General features: G+C 67.2%; 15 protein-coding genes. 9 read left to right on the forward strand and 6 right to left on the reverse strand.

Features of this window, described 5'->3' with window-relative positions; genetic code table 11:
- The first annotated feature begins 103 nt into the window (after positions 1-103).
- From ligA to DGN21_RS07895, 3 genes are all read left to right on the forward strand, one after another.
- On the forward strand, positions 104-2,605 hold the full coding sequence (ligA, locus tag DGN21_RS07885; protein ID WP_184576726.1) for an NAD-dependent DNA ligase LigA: 2,502 nt from the start codon (positions 104-106) through the stop codon (positions 2,603-2,605).
- Positions 2,602-3,564 carry an EF-P lysine aminoacylase EpmA gene (gene epmA, locus DGN21_RS07890; RefSeq protein WP_104568632.1) on the forward strand — a complete coding sequence of 321 codons (963 nt, stop codon included), beginning with the start codon at positions 2,602-2,604 and terminating at the stop codon, positions 3,562-3,564. The genes ligA and epmA overlap by 4 nt, the downstream gene beginning before the upstream one ends.
- A 156-nt stretch (positions 3,565-3,720) precedes the next feature.
- Positions 3,721-4,407: a DUF3011 domain-containing protein gene (locus DGN21_RS07895; RefSeq protein ID WP_024939845.1), complete on the forward strand. Its 687-nt coding sequence runs from the start codon at positions 3,721-3,723 to the stop codon at positions 4,405-4,407.
- Between the two features lie 385 nt (positions 4,408-4,792).
- On the opposite strand, the gene DGN21_RS07900 is transcribed toward DGN21_RS07895, so the two are convergent.
- The gene (locus tag DGN21_RS07900) at positions 4,793-5,059 is read right to left on the reverse strand and encodes a hypothetical protein (protein ID WP_155758302.1); all 267 of its coding nucleotides are present in this window, start codon (positions 5,057-5,059) and stop codon (positions 4,793-4,795) included.
- Here DGN21_RS07900 and mtnA point away from each other — a divergent pair.
- The 3 genes from mtnA (at position 5,042) to DGN21_RS07915 (ending at position 11,699) form a co-directional block, all read left to right on the forward strand.
- On the forward strand, positions 5,042-6,106 hold the full coding sequence (gene mtnA / locus DGN21_RS07905) for an S-methyl-5-thioribose-1-phosphate isomerase (protein ID WP_016903849.1): 1,065 nt from the start codon (positions 5,042-5,044) through the stop codon (positions 6,104-6,106). The two genes, DGN21_RS07900 and mtnA, sit on opposite strands and share 18 nt — an antisense overlap.
- Before the next feature lie 209 nt (positions 6,107-6,315).
- Positions 6,316-9,027, forward strand: coding sequence for a DNA gyrase subunit A (gene gyrA / locus DGN21_RS07910; protein WP_039520640.1), 2,712 nt, complete (start codon positions 6,316-6,318; stop codon positions 9,025-9,027).
- A 194-nt stretch (positions 9,028-9,221) separates the two neighbouring features.
- On the forward strand, positions 9,222-11,699 hold the full coding sequence (locus tag DGN21_RS07915) for a membrane-bound PQQ-dependent dehydrogenase, glucose/quinate/shikimate family (protein WP_215825183.1): 2,478 nt from the start codon (positions 9,222-9,224) through the stop codon (positions 11,697-11,699).
- Positions 11,700-11,940: 241 nt separating this feature from the next.
- Here DGN21_RS07915 and DGN21_RS07920 read toward each other — a convergent pair whose 3' ends face one another.
- Positions 11,941-12,669 carry a hypothetical protein gene (locus tag DGN21_RS07920; protein WP_024939841.1) on the reverse strand — a complete coding sequence of 243 codons (729 nt, stop codon included), beginning with the start codon at positions 12,667-12,669 and terminating at the stop codon, positions 11,941-11,943.
- A gap of 299 nt (positions 12,670-12,968) precedes the next feature.
- Between DGN21_RS07920 and DGN21_RS07925 the strand changes: the two genes are divergently transcribed.
- The gene (locus DGN21_RS07925) at positions 12,969-13,955 is read left to right on the forward strand and encodes a hypothetical protein (protein ID WP_252374698.1); all 987 of its coding nucleotides are present in this window, start codon (positions 12,969-12,971) and stop codon (positions 13,953-13,955) included.
- A gap of 151 nt (positions 13,956-14,106) precedes the next feature.
- On the opposite strand, the gene hutU is transcribed toward DGN21_RS07925, so the two are convergent.
- Together hutU and hutG are read right to left on the reverse strand one after the other, a co-directional pair.
- Positions 14,107-15,774, reverse strand: coding sequence for a urocanate hydratase (gene hutU / locus DGN21_RS07930; protein ID WP_184551651.1), 1,668 nt, complete (start codon positions 15,772-15,774; stop codon positions 14,107-14,109).
- Positions 15,775-15,790: 16 nt separating this feature from the next.
- Positions 15,791-16,651: an N-formylglutamate deformylase gene (gene hutG, locus DGN21_RS07935; protein ID WP_054592817.1), complete on the reverse strand. Its 861-nt coding sequence runs from the start codon at positions 16,649-16,651 to the stop codon at positions 15,791-15,793.
- 41 nt (positions 16,652-16,692) lie between these two features.
- Between hutG and DGN21_RS20275 the strand changes: the two genes are divergently transcribed.
- Entirely contained in the window at positions 16,693-16,818 is a 126-nt protein-coding gene (locus tag DGN21_RS20275) for a hypothetical protein (protein ID WP_256439162.1), read from the forward strand.
- Between the two features lie 65 nt (positions 16,819-16,883).
- Here DGN21_RS20275 and hutH read toward each other — a convergent pair whose 3' ends face one another.
- Positions 16,884-18,425, reverse strand: coding sequence for a histidine ammonia-lyase (gene hutH / locus DGN21_RS07940; protein WP_047124979.1), 1,542 nt, complete (start codon positions 18,423-18,425; stop codon positions 16,884-16,886).
- 13 nt (positions 18,426-18,438) lie between these two features.
- Positions 18,439-19,644: an imidazolonepropionase gene (hutI, locus tag DGN21_RS07945; protein ID WP_126965604.1), complete on the reverse strand. Its 1,206-nt coding sequence runs from the start codon at positions 19,642-19,644 to the stop codon at positions 18,439-18,441.
- A 60-nt stretch (positions 19,645-19,704) separates the two neighbouring features.
- On the opposite strand from hutI, the gene DGN21_RS07950 reads away from it, so the two are divergent.
- Positions 19,705-21,075, forward strand: coding sequence for a formimidoylglutamate deiminase (locus tag DGN21_RS07950; RefSeq protein ID WP_160954988.1), 1,371 nt, complete (start codon positions 19,705-19,707; stop codon positions 21,073-21,075).
- The last annotated feature ends 2 nt before the right edge of the window (positions 21,076-21,077 follow it).

Here is a 21,077-nt window from a genome sequence, read left to right on the forward strand (position 1 = left end):
GCTGCCGGGCTCGCTGTCGCGCGGTTTGGTCGGCGGTCGGGCAGCACTTGCACACCGGCACGGCCCGTTAGAATGGGCGGCCCAGAGCCAGCCCAGCGATCGTATGACTGTCAGCCCGGATCCCGCTCAGCGCATCGACGCCCTGCGTCATCGTATCGAGGACGCCAACTACCGCTATCACGTGCTCGACGAGCCGCAGATGGCCGACGTCGACTACGACCGCCTGATGCGTGAACTGGAAGCCCTGGAGGCGGCGCACCCGGAGCTGGCCAGCGCCGATTCACCGACCCAGCGCGTCGGCCACCTGGCCGCGTCGCGCTTTGCCGAGGTGCGGCATGCCCTGCCGATGCTGTCGTTGGGCAATGCCTTCAGCGACGAGGAAGTGACCGAGTTCGTACGGCGGATCAGCGAGCGGCTGGAGGTGAAGCAGCCGCTGTTCTCGGCCGAGCCCAAGCTCGATGGCCTGGCGATCAGCCTGCGCTACGAAAACGGCGAGTTCGTGCAGGGCGCAACGCGGGGCGACGGCGCCACCGGTGAGGATGTCAGCGCCAATCTGCGCACCGTCAAGGCGATTCCGCTGCGCCTGCGTGGCGAAGGCTGGCCGCAGGTACTGGAGGTGCGCGGCGAGGTGTACATGCCGCGTGCCGCCTTCGAGACCTACAACGCGCAGATGCGCCTGCAGGGCGGCAAGGTGCTGGCCAATCCGCGCAATGGCGCTGCAGGCTCGCTGCGTCAGCTGGATGCGCGCATCACGGCGCAGCGCCCGTTGAGTTTCTTTGCGTATGGCGTGGGCGAAGTGAGTGAAGGTGCGTTGCCGCAGACGCATTCGGCGATCCTGGCGCAGTTGCGCGCATGGGGTTTCCCGGTCAGCGCCCTGGTCGAGGTGGTGCAGGGTAGCGACGGCCTGTTGGCGTACTACCAACGCATCGGTGAGGCGCGCGACGGCTTGCCCTTCGATATCGACGGCGTGGTCTACAAACTCGACGATCTGGCCGGGCAGCGCGAGATGGGCTTTGTCTCGCGCGCGCCGCGCTGGGCGATCGCGCACAAGTTCCCGGCGCAGGAGCAGTCCACCACGGTGGAGGCGATCGAGATCCAGATTGGCCGTACCGGTGCGGCCACGCCGGTGGCGCGGCTCAAGCCGGTGCACGTGGCCGGGGTGATCGTCACCAACGCCACGCTGCACAACGCCGACCAGATCGCGCGGCTGGATGTGCGCGTGGGCGATACGGTGATCGTTCGGCGTGCCGGCGATGTGATTCCCGAAGTGGCCGGCGTGGTTGCCGAGCAACGGCCGCCCGGCACCCAGCCATGGCAGATGCCCACGCACTGCCCGGTCTGCGGGTCGGAGATCGTGCGCGAGGAAGGCGAGGCGGTGTGGCGCTGCTCCGGCGAGCTGACCTGCCCGGCGCAGCGCAAGGAAGCGTTCCGGCATTTCGTCTCGCGCCGCGCGATGGATGTCGATGGCCTGGGCGAAAAATTCATCGAGGTGCTGGTCGACAGCGGCGTGGTGCAGGGCGTGGCCGATCTGTATCTGCTCAACGTGGACCAGTTGCTGCAATTGCGCATGATCAGCACCGCCGAAAGCCCGCACGCATTCCTGCGCGAGGCGCGCGAGCATCTGGCCAGCGGTGCGTACGGCCAGCTGGAAAACACCGTGGTCGGCATCGGTGTGGACCTGGCCGGCGAGCGCGAGGCGCCGCACACCTGGCAGGCGGATCTGTTGCGCGCCGGGCTGCCGGCGTTCGATTGGAACCGCAAGAAGATCGCCACCAAATGGGCGGAAAACCTGATCGAGGCGATCGAGCAATCGCGCGATACCACGCTGGAGCGTTTCCTGTTTGCGCTCGGCATCGAGCATGTCGGCGAGAGCACCGCCAAGGCCTTGTCGGCGTGGTTCGGCGATCTGGAGTTGATCCGCCATCTGCCGTGGCCGCTGTTCAAGCGCGTGCCCGACATCGGTGGCGAGGTGGCGCGCTCGCTCGGGCACTTCTTCGACCAGCCCGGCAATCAGCAGGCCATCGACGACCTGCTGCAACGCGGCGTGCGCATCGGCGATGCGCATCCGCCATCGCCTAAACTGCGCGAGGCGCTGAGCTTTGCCAGCGTGCTGCAAGACATGGATATCCCCAAGGTGACGCCGATGCGTGCGCAGCAGCTGGCTGCCGCGGTGGCCTCCTTCGATGCGCTGCGCAGCGCCGGGTCCGATGCCTTGTTGCAGGCCGGCGTTCCCGCGCCGGTGGTGGCGTCGCTGCTGCAATGGCTGGAGCGGCCGGAAAATGCGGCCTTGGCAAGCGCTGCGCAGCAGGCGATGGAAACGGTGCTGTCGCGTCTGCCCGACGCCGACGCGCTGCAAACCGGCCCGCTCGACGGCCAGACCGTGGTGATCACCGGGACCCTGGCCGCGCTCACCCGCGATGCGGCCAAGCAACGGCTGGAAGCGCTGGGTGCCAAGGTCGCCGGCAGCGTCTCCAAGAAAACCGCGTTTCTGGTGGCCGGCGAAGAAGCCGGGTCCAAGCTGGACAAGGCGCAGTCGCTGGGCGTGGAGATCTGGGACGAGGCGCGCTTGCTGGCCTTCCTCGGCGAGCACGGCCAGCAACCATGACCGCCACGCAGGTCGATCTGGACGCGTTGCGGTTGCGCGCGCGGCTCAACGCGCTGATCCGCGCTTTCTTCGCCGAGCGCGACGTGCTGGAAGTGGAGACGCCGGTGCTATCGGAGGCCGGCAACACCGAGCCGAATATCGAGAGCTTCAGCACGCGCTTCAGCGGCCATGTCGATGCCGGCGCGCCGGTGCGCTGGTTGCGCACCTCGCCGGAATATCCGCTCAAGCGGCTGCTGGCGGCCGGGGTGGGCGATTGCTACGAGCTGGGGCGGGTGTTCCGCAATGGCGAGGCCGGCGGCCGCCACAATCCCGAGTTCAGCATGCTCGAGTGGTACCGGGTGGGTTGGGACGATCGCGCCCTGGCACAGGAGACCGTTGAGTTGGTGCGCTGCGCGCTTGCGCTGGTCGGGCGCCAGGCGCAGGTGCAGGTGCTGAGTTATCGCACGCTGTTCGTGCAGGCGCTGGGCATCGACCCGCTAAGCGATTCGATCGAAACGCTGCGCGCACCGCTACACGACATCGCCATCGATCCGGATGGCCTGACCCGCGACGACTGGCTGGATCTGCTGATGACCCATCGCCTCCAGCCGGGCTTTGCCAGCGACACGCTGACCGTGGTGCACGACTGGCCTGCCAGCCAGTGCGCGTTGGCGCGCATCCGCCCCGGGGAGCCGCCGGTGGCCGAGCGCTTCGAGCTGTATCTGGGCGCTTACGAGGTCGCCAACGGGTACCACGAGCTCAACGATGCGCAGGAGCAGCGGGCGCGTTTCATGCGCGATAACGCGGTGCGTGCGGCGCGCGGATTGCCGCAGCTGCCGGTGGATGAGCGGCTGCTGGCGGTGTTGTCGCAACTGCCCGATTGCGCGGGGGTGGCGGTCGGTGTGGACCGGCTGTTGATGGCCATGCATGGCACCACGCAGATTGCCGATGTGCTGGCCTTCGCCTTTGCCCGCGCCTGACCCACGGCGGTACCCAGTGTCTGCGCGGCACCGGGCGCGCGCCCGTTGCCATCCCGCTGTCATCGCCACCGTATTGCTATCTTCACATCGATGATGCTCTCATCGTGGCGTCCACGGGGGCGCGGCGCAGAGTGTGTTTGGGTGAGGATTGTCGGCATGAAGTGGCTGATCAGCTTATGCGGTTTGTGGTGCTTGCCGCTGCTGATGCTGGCCGATGCGCGTGCAGCGGATCGCGCCGCCGGCGTGGTGCGCTGCGAGTCCAAGGACATGGCGCGCGTGCATTGTGCGATGGATACCGAGCACGGCGTCCAGCTGGTACGCCAGCTGTCCGAGACCAGTTGCATCCGTGGCAGCGAGTGGGACATCGAACGCGGTGGCGTCTGGGTCGAACAGGGCTGCCGTGCAGAGTTTGCGACCGCACGGGCGCTGAGCGCTCCGCAGATGCGCCGCGTGGTGCGCTGCGATTCCAACGGCGGCAAGGTGGTATGCCCGGTGGTGCTGCGTGGTGCGCCTGTGCGCCTGCTGCGCCAGCGCTCGGTGTGGCCGTGCAAGGAAGGCCGCAGCTGGGGCGCGCGCCGTAACGAAATCTGGGTCTCGCGCGGCTGCGATGGCGAATTCGAGGTCGCTGCCGAGGACGGTTCCGGGTTCGTGGCCATGCCACGCATGGTGACCTGCGAATCGAAGAAGGGCGCGCGCCGCACCTGCGGGATCTCGGTGGAGCGCCAGGTGCGGGTAGGCCGGCAGATCTCCAAGAAGGAATGCGTGGAAGGCCAGACCTGGGGCTGGAGCCGCGACGGCGTGTGGGTCAACGACGGCTGCCGCGCCGAGTTCATCGTCGACTGATGGACTGACGAAGCCGCTGCTCTCCATCGCATAGGTGGCGTAACCAGCGCCGTGGCCCCCGTCAGCACGCGACCAGGTTGGTGAGGGTGTCTAGCCCTCAACCAGCTCTGCTTGGAACATCCAGACCACGCTGAAGCTCAAGCTCCCAGTTGTCTTGAGATGTGATTGAACGGGGTGCGGATGCGTCGGGTGTGGAGCGGGCGATCTGCGGCCTGGCTGCAGGGCCCTTGCCCGCCCATCCTTGCGGGACTCGCCGCAAGTACGTCCTTGTAGGCGCTTACGCGGCATCCATGCCGCGTAAGGTCCCGCGAGGGCAGGCGGGCAAGGACCCGTCGGGATGGTCGGTGTGCATGGTGCAAGCTGGGCATGACGTGCGCTGGTTGGATCACTGTGCGTCGGCCAGCTTCTCTTTGCCTTGCCATTGCAAGCCCGGCAACTGAAAGGCGTTCAACACGCCACCTGCCAACTTCTCATCCGCCTCGCGCAGGCTGCGCAACGGGCTTCCAAGAAGCGGCAGGCCAACGTTCTGGCGCGGTGCGGACGCCGCGCACTCGACCTGCTCAGTAGCGACATCGCCAGCGGGCTGAGCGATGCGGCCACTGACTGGGCTGCCCGCGCGCCTTACAATGTCCGGATGAACGACAGCGCCCATATCGATTACGCCCGCTACGACCATATCCGCCCGCTGCTGTGGACGGGCGATGCCCTGGAACTGCTCGACCAGCGCAAGCTGCCCTTCGTGGTCGAGCATGTGCGTTGCGACACCAGCGATGCCGTGGCCGAGGCGATCCATTCGCTGGCCGTACGCGGCGCGCCGGCGATCGGCATTGCGGCCGGGTGGGGCGTGGTGCTGGCCGCGCGCGACATCGCTGCCGACGACGGCAGTGCGGCCCTGCAGAAGCTCGAACCGGCGCTGTTGCGGCTCAATGCCGCGCGTCCGACCGCGGTCAATCTGGCCTGGGCGCTGATGCGCATGCGTCGCGTGCTGGGCGCTGCCGGCGCCGACTGGCGCGAGGTGATCGCGCGCGAGGCGCAGGCCATCGCCGACGAAGACCTGGCGGCCAACCGGCATATGGGCGCGCTCGGTGCGTCGTTGATCGAGACCGGCAGCGGCGTGTTGACCCATTGCAATACCGGTTCGCTGGCCACCGCCGGCTTCGGCACCGCGCTGGGCGTGATCCGTGCCGGCATGGCGCAGCAGCGCATCGCCAAGGTGTTTGCCGGCGAGACCCGGCCGTGGCTGCAGGGCGCGCGCCTGACCGTGTGGGAGCTGCAGCAGGACGGCATCGACGCGACCCTGATCGCCGATTCGGCCGCCGCGCATCTGATGAAGTCCGGGCTGGTGCAGTGGGTCATCGTCGGCGCCGACCGCATCTGCGCCAACGGCGATACCGCCAACAAGATCGGCACCTATCAGCTGGCGATCGCCGCGCGCCACCACGGCGTCAAGTTCATGGTGGTGGCACCGTCGTCCACGGTGGACATGGACACCGCCAGCGGCGATCAGATCGAGATCGAGCAGCGCGACCCGGGCGAATTGTTCGGGGTCGGCGGCGTGCGCACGGTGGCCGATGGCATCAACGCCTGGAACCCGGTGTTCGATGTCACCCCCGGCAGCCTGATCGATGCGATCGTCACCGAACGCGGGGTGATCGCGCAGCCGGACCTGGCGCGCATGCAGGCGGCGTTCGGCGGCTGAGGCCAGTGCGGCGCACTATCGCCGCATCGTCCCGTCAAAATCCTGCAAGTGCTTGTTTCTGGCCGGTAAACCGGCGGCATCGTGGTGCCCCTTCGTGATACAATCCGGGGCTTGAATCGATCGGCGGGAGCGTGGGGTCGGCAGCCTGTTGTCAGGGCGCCCCCGACGCGGCTTTCCGGCTCGCCCGCCACCTCACTTACGGAACCCGAATGGCAGAAACCGCCAAGGAAATCATCCAGGTCAATCTGGAAGACGAGATGCGCAAGAGCTATCTCGATTACGCGATGAGCGTGATCGTGGGCCGCGCACTCCCCGATGCCCGTGATGGCCTCAAACCCGTGCACCGCCGCGTCCTGTACGCCATGCACGAGCTGGGCGCACACAGCAACAAGGCCTACTTCAAGTCGGCGCGTATCGTCGGCGACGTCATCGGTAAATACCACCCGCACGGCGACCAGTCGGTGTACGACACGCTGGTGCGCATGGCGCAGCCGTTCTCGCTGCGCTACATGATGGTGGACGGCCAGGGTAACTTCGGTTCGGTCGATGGCGACTCCGCCGCGGCGATGCGTTACACCGAGTCGCGCATGTCGCGGCTGGCGCATGAGCTGATGGCCGACATCGACAAGGAAACCGTCGATTTCCAGCCCAATTACGACGAGAAGGAACAGGAACCGACGGTCATGCCGACCCGGTTCCCGAGCCTGCTGGTCAACGGCTCGGCCGGTATCGCGGTGGGCATGGCCACCAATATCCCGCCGCACAATCTGACCGAGGCGATCAACGCCTGCATCGCCTTGATCGACACGCCGGAGCTGGATGTCGAAGGCCTGATGGAATACATCCCCGGCCCGGATTTCCCCACCGCCGGCATCATCAATGGCACCGCCGGCATCGCTGCCGGTTACCGCACCGGCCGTGGCCGCGTGCGCATGCGCGCCAAGGCCGATGTGGAAGTGGCCGACAACGGCCGCGAAGCGATCATCGTCACCGAGATTCCGTATCAGGTGAACAAGGCGCGGCTGATCGAGAAGATCGCTGAGCTGGTCAAGGAAAAGAAGCTCGAAGGCATCAGCGAGCTGCGCGACGAGTCCGACAAGGACGGCATGCGCATCTACATCGAGGTCAAGCGCGGCGAGTCGGCCGAGGTTGTGCTCAACAACCTGTATCAGCAGACCCAGATGGAGTCAGTGTTCGGCATCAACATGGTGGCGCTGATCGACGGCCGCCCGCAGTTGATGAACCTCAAGCAGATGCTGCAGGCGTTCATCCGCCACCGCCGCGAAGTGGTCACCCGCCGCACCATCTTTGAACTGCGCAAGGCGCGTGCGCGTGCGCACGTGCTGGAAGGCCTGACCGTCGCGTTGGCCAACATCGACGAAATGATCGAGCTGATCAAGACCTCGGCCAACCCGCAGGAAGCGCGCGAGCGCATGCTGGCCAAGACCTGGGAACCGGGTCTGGTCGGTGCGCTGCTGGGCGCCGCCGGTGCCGAAGCCTCCAAGCCGGAAGATCTGGCGCCGGGCGTGGGCCTGGCCAACGGCTTCTATCAGCTCAGTGAAGTGCAGGCCTCGCAGATCCTGGAAATGCGCCTGCATCGCCTGACCGGGTTGGAGCAGGAAAAGCTGACCGACGAGTACAAGCAGTTGCTCGAGGTCATCCAGGGCCTGATCCGCATCCTGGAAAACCCGGACGTGCTGCTGCAGGTGATCCGCGACGAGCTGATCAACATCCGCGAGGAGTACGGCGACGAACGCCGCACCGAGATCCGTCACAGCGAAGAAGATCTGGACATCCTGGACCTGATTTCGCCGGAAGACGTGGTGGTGACGCTCTCGCATGCCGGCTATGCCAAGCGCCAGCCGGTGAGCGCGTATCGTGCGCAGCGCCGTGGTGGCCGCGGCCGGTCGGCGGCGGCGACCAAGGAAGAGGATTTCATCGACCAGCTGTGGCTGGTCAACACGCACGACACGCTGCTGACCTTCACCAGCAGCGGCAAGGTGTTCTGGCTGCCGGTGTACCAGTTGCCGGAGGCCGGCTCCAATGCGCGTGGCCGTCCGATCATCAACTGGATTCCGCTGGAACCCGGCGAGCGTGTGCAGGCGGTGCTGCCGGTGCGCGAATACGCCGACAACCGCTATGTGTTCTTTGCCACGCGCAACGGCACGGTCAAGAAGACCCCGCTGAGCGAATTCGCGTTCCGGCTGGCACGCGGCAAGATCGCGATCAACCTCGACGAGGGTGATGCGCTGGTCGGTGTGGCCTTGACCGATGGCGACCGCGACGTGTTGCTGTTCGCCTCCAACGGCAAGACCGTGCGCTTTGGCGAATCCACCGTGCGTTCGATGGGCCGTACCGCCACCGGCGTGCGCGGCATCCGTCTGACCAAGGGCGAAGAAGTGGTCAGCCTGATCGTGGCCGAGCGCGCCGGCGGCATCGAAGGCGATGTCGAGGACGAGGGTGTCGAGGACGTGGTGGAGAGCACGGACGGTGTCGAGGCGGAAGTGATCGACGTCGCCGAGAGCGACGACATGGCCTACATCCTCACCGCCACCGAGAACGGCTACGGCAAGCGCACCCCGCTGACCGAGTACCCGCGCAAGGGCCGCGGCACGCAGGGCGTGATCGGCATCCAGACCACCGAGCGCAACGGCAAGCTGGTGCGTGCGGTGCTGCTGGGCGCCACCGACGAAGTGCTGCTGATTTCCGATGGCGGTACGCTGGTGCGCACCCGCGGTTCGGAGATCTCGCGCGTGGGTCGCAATACTCAGGGCGTGACCTTGATCCGCTTGTCCAAGGGCGAAAAGCTGCAGGCGGTCGAACGCCTGGATGCCTCGCTGGATGAGGCCGAGGACGTGCTGGACGATGCAGCGGTTGCACCGGCAGCAAGTGCAGGCGACCTGCCACCGACCGAAGCGTGATCGCACCTGCCGAGCAACGCAGCTGAAGAAAAACGCCGGCGAACAGCCGGCGTTTTTTATTGCACGCGGTGACATCTGCAACGCAGTGTTTTTCGACGGCGTTCGCAAAGAACGCGGTTTTTTCACCGCGGCGGGTCGAAGGTTGGGGGTGGTGTGGCGGCGTTGCGTCGCCGCAGATCGAAGAGGAACAACTGATGACGACATTGCATCGTCCTTCCCGTCGCGGCCACTGGGCGCTGGCGACGTTGGGAGGCGTGATTGGAGTGCTGGGCGCCGTGCTGCTGGCAGGCGGCGTGTGGCTGGCCGCGCTGGGCGGCTCCTGGTATTACGCGCCTGTGGGCGTGGCCTTGCTGATCGCCGGCGTATTGCTGTTTCGCGGTCGCAATGCGGGCGCGTGGTGGTTTGCCGCAGTGGTGGCGGCGACGTTGCCGTGGACGTGGTGGGAATCGGGCAGCGACTACTGGCGTTGGGTACCGCGGCTGGGCTTGATCGTCGGCCTGGCATTCGTGCTGGCGCTGCTGCTGCCGAAGCTGGAGCGCCCGGTGTCGCGTGCGGTGTCGCGCAGCGTGGCCGGCGTTCTGGCGGCGGTGTTCGTGGTGGCCTTCGCGCTCGCCTTCGTGCCGTTTGGGGTGACCGAGGCCGATGGCGCGCTGGCACACGCCGCCGGCATGGCCGCGGGCCTGGTCAAGCGCAGCGCGTCTGCAGCGCCGGCCGCCGCCGACGGGCAGCCGGGCAATGCGCCTGCCGACGACGACTGGGCCGCGTATGGACGCAGCCAGGCCGGGCAGCGCTATTCGCCGTTGCAGCAGATCAACCGCGACAACGTTGCGCAATTGAAGCAGGCCTGGGTCTTCCACACCGGCGACCTGCCGAGCAAGCGCTGGGGTGCGGAAACCACGCCGCTGAAGGTGGGCGACAGCCTGTACCTGTGCACCGCGCGCAATCAGGTGATCGCGCTGGATGCCGCCAGTGGCAAGGAGCGTTGGCGTTACGATCCCAAGGTCAAGGACGAGGCGATTCCGTATACGGCCGCCTGCCGTGGTGTGTCGTACTACCAGGTGCCGGTGGCAGCCAACGACGCCGCCGCAGCAGTGGCAGCGGATGGGGCGCCGCTGTGCCGCACGCGCATCATCGAAGGCACGCTGGATGGCCGCCTGATCGCGCTGGATGCGCGTAGCGGCAAGCCGTGCACGGATTTCGGCAACAACGGCCAGGTCGACATCACCGTCGGCATGGGGCAGACGCCGCCGGGCTATGTGTCGATCAATTCGCCGCCCGCCATCGTGCGCGGGGTGGTGGTCACCGGCCATCAGGTGCTGGACGGGCAGAAGCGTTACGAGCCGTCCGGTGTGATCGAAGGTTTCGATGCGGTGACCGGCCAATTGCGCTGGGCCTGGGACATGACCCATCCGGACTGGAACGGCGCACCGCCGCCGGGCCAGACCTGGACGCGTGGCACGCCGAACATGTGGACCACCGCCGCGGCCGACGAACAGCTGGGCTATGTGTATCTGCCGATGGGCAACTCCACCGCCGATTACTGGAGCAGCTCGCGCACGCCGCAGGAGAATCGCTATGCGACCTCGCTGGTGGCGCTGGACGTCACCACCGGCAAGCCGGTGTGGAATTTCCAGACCACGCATATCGATGTGTGGGATTACGACCTGGGCTCGCAGCCGAGCCTGATCGACTTCCCCAAGGACGGCGTCAACGTGCCGGCGGTGTTGTTGCCGAGCAAGCAGGGCGAGTTGTACGTGCTGGATCGGCGTACCGGCAAGCCGCTGGTGGGCGTGGAAGAACGCGCAGTGCCAGGCGGTGGAGTGGAGCCGCAGATGCGTGCCAAGACGCAGCCGTTTTCGCTGTACCACACGCTGCGCAAGCCGGATCTGACCGAGCGCGACATGTGGGGGATGACGCCGATCGATCAGCTGGTCTGCCGCATCCAGTTCCGCAAGGCCAGCTACAAGGGTATCTACACGCCGCCGGAAGCCGACCGCCATTCGATCGAATACCCCGGCTACAACGGCGGTTCGGATTGGGGCAGCGTGTCGGTGGATCCGCAGCGCGGCGTGATCGTGGCCAACTACAACGACATGCCCAACTACAACCTGCTGGTGCCGCGCGCCAAGGCCGACAAACTAGGCTGGGCACCGCGCGATGAAGCGCGCGGCGATGCAGGTGGCGCGGAAGGTGCAGGCGATCCGCAGGCCGGTACGCCGTATGCGATCAACGTCAATGCCGGCTGGCGCCTGCCGTTCACCAAGTTGCTGTGCAAGCAGCCGCCGTATGGCGGCATCCGTGCGATCGATCTGGCCAGCGGCAAGACCCTTTGGGACCGCCCGTTCGGCAGTGCACGCGGCAATGGTCCGTTCGGCATCCGCTCGGGTCTGCCGATCGAGATCGGCACGCCCAACAACGGCGGTTCGGTGGTGACGGCCAGTGGCTTGATCTTCATTGCCGCAGCCACCGACGACCTGATTCGCGCCATCGATCTGGCCACCGGCAAGGAGCTGTGGCATGCCAAGCTGCCGGCCGGCGGCCAGGCCAACCCGATGGTCTACGCCTACAACGGCCGCGAGTATCTGGTGATCATGGCCGGCGGCCACCACTTCATGGAAACGCCCGCAGGCGATGCCGTGGTGGCCTACGCGCTGCCGCAGCAGGCACCATGACGCAGGCAGGGACCAAGCTCGCCAACCAAGGCAAGCCGGCCATTCCCGAGGCCTGAAACGAAAAAGCGCACCCCAAGCGGTGCGCTTTTTTTATGGGCAATCGCATCGCAGCAGTCGCTGCATCGGGAAGCGGTCAAACAGCATGCATCTACCTGTTGACCTAACAGAACCCCGCACCCACGCTCTTGCGATTCCCGATTCCCGATTCCCGATTCCCGATTCCCGATTCCCGATTCCCGACTCACCCAACATTAGCCGCAACCGCATCCTCCATCACCGCATCGTGCACATCCTGCGCCAGCGTCGCCTTGACGATGATCGAGCGGATGGCATCGGTGGCATCCGACAGCGGCACATCGCTGCTCAGGCGCTGGAAGGTGTCGCGGCTGTTGTAGCCAGACCCGTCCTTCAGATAGTGGTCGTACATCGACAGCAGATCCTGGCAGGCGGTGATCAGCGCCGCGACGTTGCCGCGCAACAGGGCATAGCCGATCTGGTCGAAGCTGTGCAGGCAATCGGCCAGCCAGTGCAGGTCGTAACGGGCGGTGGCCGGTTCCGGCGCAGTGTGGCCGCGGCTGTAGGCGCTGTAGCGGCGCAGGCTGCGTGCCACCCGTGCGACGTGCGCGAACAACGTGCCGATCTCGTTGGCGATATCCAGCCGCTGCACCATCACCATCGGAATCACCTGGCTGTCGGCAGCCGGCGCCTGTTCGGCGGCCGTCTGTTCCTGCTGCTCCAGCGATTGCTTGAGGATGGTGTAGCTGCGCTGCAGCGATTCCAGCTCCAGCACGCTGGCGGCCGCACGCGCCTTCGCCTGCGAGAGCGCGGCCTGGTAGCGGGCAAGGCTGTCCTGGGTGCTGGCGAGCTGGCCGGATTCGGCGCGCAGCTGCCGGCCACGCACGAACGCCAGCACGGTGGCAATCAGCGCCCAGAGCGCGAATGCAGGCACCAGGTAGATCAAGATGCCCATGGAGAGTCCTCGAAACGTTGCATACCTTGTCGGCCTGCACGCGGCGGACTTGAGGGCAATCGCCGAGAATGTGATGGGCAACGATGTCCTCGCTTGCAACCCGACGCCGGAAGCTGTCGCGCCCCCTGACCAAAGGCACGTGGCGGGCGGTATCCCGGCATGCTCGAATCAGCGCACCCGCCAGCCCGGAGCCTTGCATGCGCAGATGGATCGATCGCTGGCCGCCAACGCTGCGGCGCGTCTGCTCAGCCGGACTGATCTGGGTCGTGATGTGTGCCACCGCGCATGCCGCGCCAGCCATGCCGTCATCGGCACCCGTGCAGGTGGGTTACAGCGAGGCCACGGACCTGTTCAACCTGCTGGATAACCTGTCGGACTGGTTGCCGGGCTATACGGCGCCCGTGTATCGCAGCTATTTCGAAACCCATGGCGGGCTGGACCCGGCCGATCGTGCAGCGCTTGTGGCCTACGCAGATTTCCGTCGGCGCACCTCGGGGCTGGCAAAGGACGACGATCTGGAGGTGCTCGACCGTGTGTTTGCGCCAGATGCCACCCGTGAGGTGGATCCTTTTTCCCGGCATTTCCTCGGGAATGCGGGATTCGAGGCCTCAGCGGACGCCGCCATTGCCGAGCAGTCGGCAGACGACCAGGCGATGTTGCGCGCGTATTTTGCCCGCTTCGTTCCGCGCGCCAGGCACCTGGTCGCCGTTGCACCGCGTTTCGCGCAACAGGCGCGCGAGCTGGGCGAGGAACTGTCCAAGCCCGCCGTCTCGCGGTTGGCAGCGCAGATGCGGGCGTTCTTTGCAGTGCCGGAGCCTGCGGTATTCCAGGCAAGATTCGTCTGGTGGCCGGAGCCGGACACCACCCAGGCCAAGGTGCGCGGACGCACCATGCTGCTGTATTCGCAGCATGATGCGCGTACCGGCACGGCCTCGATGGACTGGGCGCCGATCGTGTTGCATGAATTGAGTCACTACCTGTCTGCGGGGCAGCCATCGGCGCGCAAACGCATGCTCGCTGCCAACTTTGTGCGGCTGTGTCCGGGTGCGGCTACCTTGCGTAATCCGCTCAACGCGCTGGAAGAGCCGTTGGCGGTCTACTGGGGACAGTATCGCTTCGAGCAGGCGGTGCGCGGGCGTTTGCTGCCGCCGTCGTCGCAGTGGTATATCCAGGCGGACGCCGATCGCGCGGCGAAGGCGATCGCAGCGGCCTATCCCGCAAGCGGGGCGGCACCGGTGCTCGATGACAACGCATTGCTGGCCGCTGCTGCATCGGCCTGCAAGTAGACCGTGATGGAGCTGGAAGCCGCCGGCAGAACGCGGCGGATCGTCGTCGCCTGCTGCGGACGCTGCGCCCACAACCGGTGATGTCCGCGTGCTGCATGCCGACCGCATACGGCGTGCACGCGGTCGGCGAAACAGCCGGGGCCGAGAATCCTCAGCCGAGAATGCCGGGCAAATCCAGGCCTTTTTGCTTCGCGCAGTCGGTGGCGATGGCGTAGCCGGCATCGGCGTGGCGCATCACGCCGGTGGCCGGGTCGTTCCAGAGCACGCGCTCCAGGCGTCTGTCGGCTGCCTCGCTGCCGTCGCAGACGATGACCATGCCGGCGTGCTGCGAGAAGCCCATGCCGACGCCGCCGCCGTGATGCAGCGACACCCAGGTCGCACCGGACGCGGTGTTGAGCAGGGCATTGAGCAGCGGCCAGTCGGAGACCGCATCCGAGCCGTCGGCCATGGCCTCGGTTTCGCGGTTGGGCGAGGCGACGCTGCCCGAATCCAGATGATCGCGGCCGATCACCACCGGCGCCTTCAATTCACCGCTGCGCACCATCGCATTGAAGGCCAGGCCGAGCCGATGGCGGTCGCCCAGACCGACCCAGCAGATCCGTGCAGGCAGGCCCTGGAAGGCGATCTTTTCGGCAGCCATGTCCAGCCAGCGATGCAGATGCGCATCGTCGGGAATGAGCTCCTTGACCTTGGCATCGGTCTTGGCGATGTCGTCCGGATCGCCACTGAGCGCGACCCAGCGAAACGGACCGATACCGCGGCAGAACAGCGGCCGGATGTAGGCGGGCACGAAGCCGGGGAAGTCGAACGCATTGTCGACGCCTGCTTCCAGCGCCATCTGGCGCAGGTTGTTGCCGTAATCGACGGTGGGCACGCCGAGTGCGTGGAAGGTGAGCATGGCGCGGATGTGGTTGGCCATCGAGTCGCGCGCGGCCGCTTCCACCGCCTTCGGCGCGCTCACGCGTTTCGCGTCCCATTCCTCCACCGTCCAGCGCTGCGGCAGGTAGCCGTTGATCGGGTCGTGCGCGGAGGTCTGGTCGGTCAGCAGGTCCGGCTTGACTCCACGTAGCAGCAGTTCGTCCAGCACGTCTGCGACATTGCCGAGCAGGCCGACCGACAGCGGCTTCTTCGCCGTGCACGATTCCTCGATCAGGCGCAGCGCTTCGTCCAGGTCATCGGTCCAGGTGTCCAGGTAGCCGGTGCGCAGCCGCATGTCGATGCTGGAACGGCGGCACTCCACCGCCAGGCACGAGGCGCCGGCCATTACCGCGGCCAGCGGCTGCGCGCCGCCCATGCCGCCCAGGCCACCGGTGAACAGCCACTTGCCGGCCAGGCTGCCGCCGTAATGCTGGCGGCCCATCTCCACGAAGGTTTCGTAGGTGCCTTGCACGATGCCCTGCGCGCCGATGTAGATCCAGCTGCCGGCGGTCATCTGGCCGTACATCGCCAGACCCTTGCGATCGAGTTCGTTGAAATGCTCCCAGCTGGCCCAGCGCGGCACCAGGTTGGAGTTGGCGATCAGCACGCGCGGCGCATCGGCATGCGTGCGGAACACCCCGACCGGCTTGCCGGACTGCACCAGCAGGGTCTGGTCGTTGTCCAGACGCGTTAGCGCGGCGACGATCGCATCGAAGGATTCCCAGTCGCGCGCGGCGCGGCCGATCCCGCCGTAGACCACCAGTTCCTGCGGGCGCTCGGCCACGTCCGGGTCCAGGTTGTTCATCAGCATGCGCAGCGGCGCTTCGGTGAGCCAGCTTTTTGCGGTGAGCGTGGTGCCGGTGGCGGCGCGGATGACGCGGGTTGCATCGTGACGGGTCATGCCGGTTTCCTTGCAATCAGCGGTGCGCCGCAGGCGGCGTGGTGGCGGAGGAGTGAGCGGTGGTATTGGCAAACTGCAGGCAGGCCAGCAGCACGTGGCGCAGCACCGCGCGTAGTGCGACCGCATGCGCGGGGAGCCAGGGCGTGGGCCAGTTCTGCGGGGTGATGGTGTCCGGCTCACGCATATAGCCGCGGCACGCCAGCTCCATCTGCAGCGTATGCACGCCATGCCCGGGCTGCGCGTAATGGCGGGTGATCCAGCCGCCCTTGAAGCGCCCGTTGCGCACGGTGCTCGAGCCGCTGCTGCGGCACAGCTGCTCCACGGCATCGGCCAGGGCCGGATCGCAACTGCGGTCGTCGTTGCTGCCGATGTTGAACTGCGGCAGCTCGCCATCGAACAGATGCGGAATATGCGAGCGGATCGAATGCGCGTCGTAGACCACGATGCTGGCGTGCTGCGTGCGCAGGCGCGCGATCTCGGCAGCGAGCGCAGCGTGATAGGGGTCGAACCACTGCGTGCGGCGCCAGGCGATCTGCGCTTGGTCGGGTTCGGCGCCGTCGGCATACAGCGGCTGGTTGTCGAAGGTGGTCAGCGGACACAGGCCGGTGGTGTTCTGGCCCGGGTACAGGGACGCTCCGCTGGGGTCGCGGTTGACGTCGATCACCGAGCGCGAGATCGCGGTGCGCACGGTGGTGGCGCCGAGCGATTGCGCGAAGTCGTACAGCTGATGCACCCACCAATCGGCATCGCGGCGTGCCAACCAGGGCGAGACGAACTGGTCGACCATCTCCTCGGGCAGCTCGGTGCCGGTATGCGGGAAGCTGAGGATCAGCGGCGCATCGCCGCGGTGGATCTCGAGCCAGGGCAGGGCGCTCATCGCGGTGCGCCTTGTGCAGATGCGATCGTCAAGGCGCGACAATGTCGCGCCTGCGTCCGGTCGGCGCGCGGCGCGCGAGCGCGCACCACGGCCTGACGCGCAAGCAGTCCGCGCGTGCGTATCGCCCGCAGTGCATGGTCGTCGCGCAGATGCGCGCTCGGCAGTGACGCAAAACCTTGCGCGTGCGTACACCACGTTGCCGAGATCATTCCAGCGGCTGCGAGGTGGCGCGTCATGCGTGCTGCTCCACGCCTGGCAAGGCGATGGCGACTGCCTGCGCGAGCGCACCCGAACGCACCAACGCACTGGCCGCCAGCATGTCGGGATGGAAATAGCGGTCGTCCTGCAGGGTCGGCACCTGCGCGCGCAGCAGGGCGCGCGCGGCTTCCAGCGCGGCGCTGGAGCGCAGCGGCGCATGGAAGTCGCAGCCTTGCACGGCCGCCAGCAATTCGATGCCGATCACGTGCGCGGCGTTCTCGGCCATCGCCAGCAGACGCCGCGCGCCATGCGCGGCCATCGACACATGATCTTCCTGATTGGCCGAGGTCGGAATCGAATCGACACTGGCCGGATACGCGCGTTGCTTGTTTTCCGACACCAGGGCCGCAGCGGTGACCTGCGGAATCATGAAGCCGGAATTCAGGCCCGGGCGCGGGGTGAGGAACGCCGGCAGGCCCGACAAGGCCGGGTCGACCAGCATCGCGGTGCGGCGTTCGCTGATCGAGCCGATTTCGCAGACCGCCATCGCCAGCATGTCGGCTGCGAAGGCCACCGGCTCGGCGTGGAAGTTGCCGCCGGACAAGGCCTCGCCGGTATCGCTGAACACCAGCGGGTTATCCGAGACACCATTGGCCTCAATCTCCAGCGTGCGTGCGGCCTGACGCATGATGTCCAGCGCCGCGCCCATCACCTGCGGCTGGCAGCGCAGGCAGTACGGATCCTGCACGCGCACATCGCCGAGCCGGTGCGATTCGCGGATGCTCGAATCGGCCATCAGCGCGCGCAGCGCGGCAGCGGTGGCGATCTGCCCCGGCTGGCCACGCAAGGCATGGATGCGCGCATCGAACGGCGTGTCCGAGCCCTTGGCCGCTTCCACCGACAGCGCGCCGGTGACCAACGCGGCCTGCAACACGGTTTCGATCTCGAACAGGCCGGCCAAGGCGCAGGCGGTGGAGAACTGGGTGCCGTTGAGCAGCGCCAGGCCTTCCTTGGCGCCCAGCACGCGCGGCTGCAGCTGCGCCTGCGCCAGCGCGTCGGCGGCAGGCAGGCGTTGCCCGCCGACGAAGGCTTCGCCGACGCCGATCATCACCGCGGCCAGGTGCGAAAGCGGTGCCAGATCGCCGGAGGCACCGACCGAGCCCTGGCACGGCACCACCGGTGTGATGCCCAGGCGCAGCATCGCGTCCAGCAATGCCAGCGTCTGCGGCTGTACCCCGGAAGCACCCTGGGCCAGGCTGGTGAGCTTGAGCGCCATCATCAGCCGCACCACCGGCACCGGCGTGGGCTCGCCGACGCCGGCGGCGTGCGAGAGCACGATATTGCGCTGCAGGGTCTGCAGGTCCTCGCGTTCGATGCGCACGCTGGCCAGCTTGCCGAAGCCGGTATTGACCCCATACACCGGCTCGCCGCGCGCCACGATGGCCTCCACCGTCTGCGCGCTGCGCAGCACCGCGGCCGCGCAGGCGTCGTCCAGCACGACGTCGGCGCCGCGATACAGCGCACGCCACTGCGCCAGCGTGACCTGGCCGGGCTGCAAGACAATAGAAGCACTCATGACGACTCCGGATTCAGCAGGAATGCCCGCGCCAGACGCGGGCATGAAGAGGGTTGAAGCCCATGCGGTAGACCAGGTCGGCCGGCGCATCGATGTCCCAGATCGCCAGGTCGCAGTGCAGGCCGGCGCGCAGCCGGCCCAGTCGCTCGCCGCGCCCGAGTGCGCGTGCGGCTTCGCGGGTGAACCCGGCGATGCACTCGTCCACGGTCATGCGGAACAGCGTGGCGGCCATGTTCATCGCCAGCAGTGGGCTGGTCAGCGGCGAGGTGCCCGGGTTGCAGTCGGTGGCCAGGGCCAGCGGCACGCCGGCGGCGCGCAACGCCGCGATCGGTGGCAGCTGGGTGTCGCGGGTGAAATAGAACGCGCCCGGCAACAGCACCGCGACGGTGCCGGCGCCGGCCATTGCGGCAATGCCGGCGTCATCCAGGTATTCGATGTGATCGGCCGACAACGCGCCATGGCGTGCGGCCAGTTGCGCGCCATGCTGATTGCTCAGTTGCTCGGCATGGATCTTGATGTCCAGGCCATGTGCCTGCGCGGCACGGAAGACCTGTTCGGCCTGCGCGGGCGAGAACGCCAGATGCTCGCAGAACACGTCCACCGCCTCGGCAAGCCCTTGCGCGGCGATCGCCGGAATCATCTGCGTGCAAACGGCGTCGATATAGCTCTGCGCATCGCCGCCCGGCGGCACCGCATGCGCACCGAGGAAGGTCGGAACCACTTCGACCTTGCGCAGTGCCGCGAGCTGGCGTGCCACGCGCAGCTGCTTGGTTTCGTCCTCCAGCGTCAGCCCGTAGCCGGATTTGATTTCCAGCGTGGTCACGCCTTCGGCGAGCATGGCGTCCAGGCGCGGCAGGCTGGCGGCCAGCAGCGCTGCGTCGTCGGCGGCGCGGGTGGCGCGCACCGTGGCCACGATGCCGCCGCCGGCTGCGGCAATCTCGGCATAACTGGCACCGCGCAGGCGTTGCTCGAATTCGTTGGCGCGATTGCCTGCATACACCAGATGGGTATGGCAATCGATCAGGCCGGGGCTGATCCAGCGGCGCCGGCAATCGTGCGCAACGTCCGGCGTCACCGCCGGGGCCTGCGCGGCCGGGCCGGCGTAGGTGATGCGGCCGTCCTGGCAGGCCAGAACGCCATCGTCCACGATGCCTAGGCCACCGTCTGCTGCGTCCAGGGTCATCAGCTGTGCGTTGTGCCAGAGGACGTCGCAATGCATGGCGCAGGCTCGTGGTGTCTGATATGTATATACAATAGAACCGGCAATCGAGGGTGTCCAGTGGCAGACCAACAGGTGCAGGCGTTGTGGACGGCGCGGGCTCTCCTGCCCGATGGCTGGGCGGGCGACGTGCGGATCACGCTGGCGCAGGGGCGCATCGCCTCGGTGCAGCCCGGCACCGCACCCGCTGCCGGCGACAGCCGGGTCGAGCGGCTGCTGCCCGGGCTGGGCAACCTGCATAGCCACGCATTCCAGCGCGGCATGGCCGGGCTGACCGAAGTGGGCGGGCGCAGCGGCGACAGTTTCTGGAGCTGGCGCGAGTTGATGTACCGCTTCGTCGACCGGCTGGACCCGGACAGCCTGCAGGCGATTGCCGAACAGGCCTATGTGGAAATGCTCGAAAGCGGCTTCACCCGCGTCGGCGAATTCCATTACCTGCACCACAGCCCCGGCGGCGCGGCGTATGCGCAGGCCGGCGAAATGTCCGGGCGCATCGCTGCTGCCGCCGCCAACACCGGCATCGGGCTGACGCTGTTGCCGGTGTTCTATGCGCATGCGGATTTCGGTGGCGTCGCGCCCAGCGCAGCGCAGCGTCGTTTGATCCACGACCTCGACGGTTTCGCGCGGTTGCTGGACGACTGCAAGGGCAGCCTGAAACCATTGCCGGATGCCGTGCTCGGGCTGGCGCCACACAGCCTGCGCGCGGTCACGCCGGAGCAGTTGGCGGCGTTGGTGCCGCTCACCGATGGCCCGATCCATATCCATATCGCCGAGCAGCAGCGCGAGGTCCATGCCTGCCTGGCCTGGTCCGGCCAGCGCCCGCTGCAGTGGCTGCTGGCCAATGCGCCGGTGGATGCGCGCTGGTGCCTGGTGCATGCCACGCATGTGGACGCGAGCGAGCTGCAGGGCATCGTCGGCAGCGGCGCGGTGGTCGGGCTGTGCCCGATCACCGAGGCGAATCTGGGCGACGGCTTGTTCCCGATGCAGGCATTTGCCGCTGCGGGTGGGCGCTTTGGTGTCGGCTCGGATTCGAATGTGTTGATTGACGCGGCCGAAGAACTGCGCCTGCTCGAATACGGCCAGCGTCTGAAGCTGCAGGCACGCAATGTGCTGGCGCAGGCGGGTGCCTCCAGCGGGCGTTGGTTGTTCGAGCAGGCGGGCGAGGGTGCGGCGCAGGCCCTGGGCATTGCGCGCAGCGGCATCCGGGTCGGCGCATCGGCCGATCTGCTCGAACTGGACCCGACCCATCCGGCGCTGCTGGCCCGCAACGACGATGCGCTGCTGGACAGTTGGCTGTTCGCCGCGCGCGGCGGTGCGGTGCGCACCGTCTGGCGCGCCGGGCAACCGGTCGTGCGCGACGGGCGCCATGTGGATCGCGCGCGGATTGCCGCGCGTTTTGCCGGGGTTCTGCGATCGCTGCTGAGCAAATGAGT

Source organism: Xanthomonas sp. MLO165, assembly GCF_018831305.1.
Taxonomy (GTDB): Bacteria; Pseudomonadota; Gammaproteobacteria; order Xanthomonadales; family Xanthomonadaceae; genus Xanthomonas; species Xanthomonas arboricola.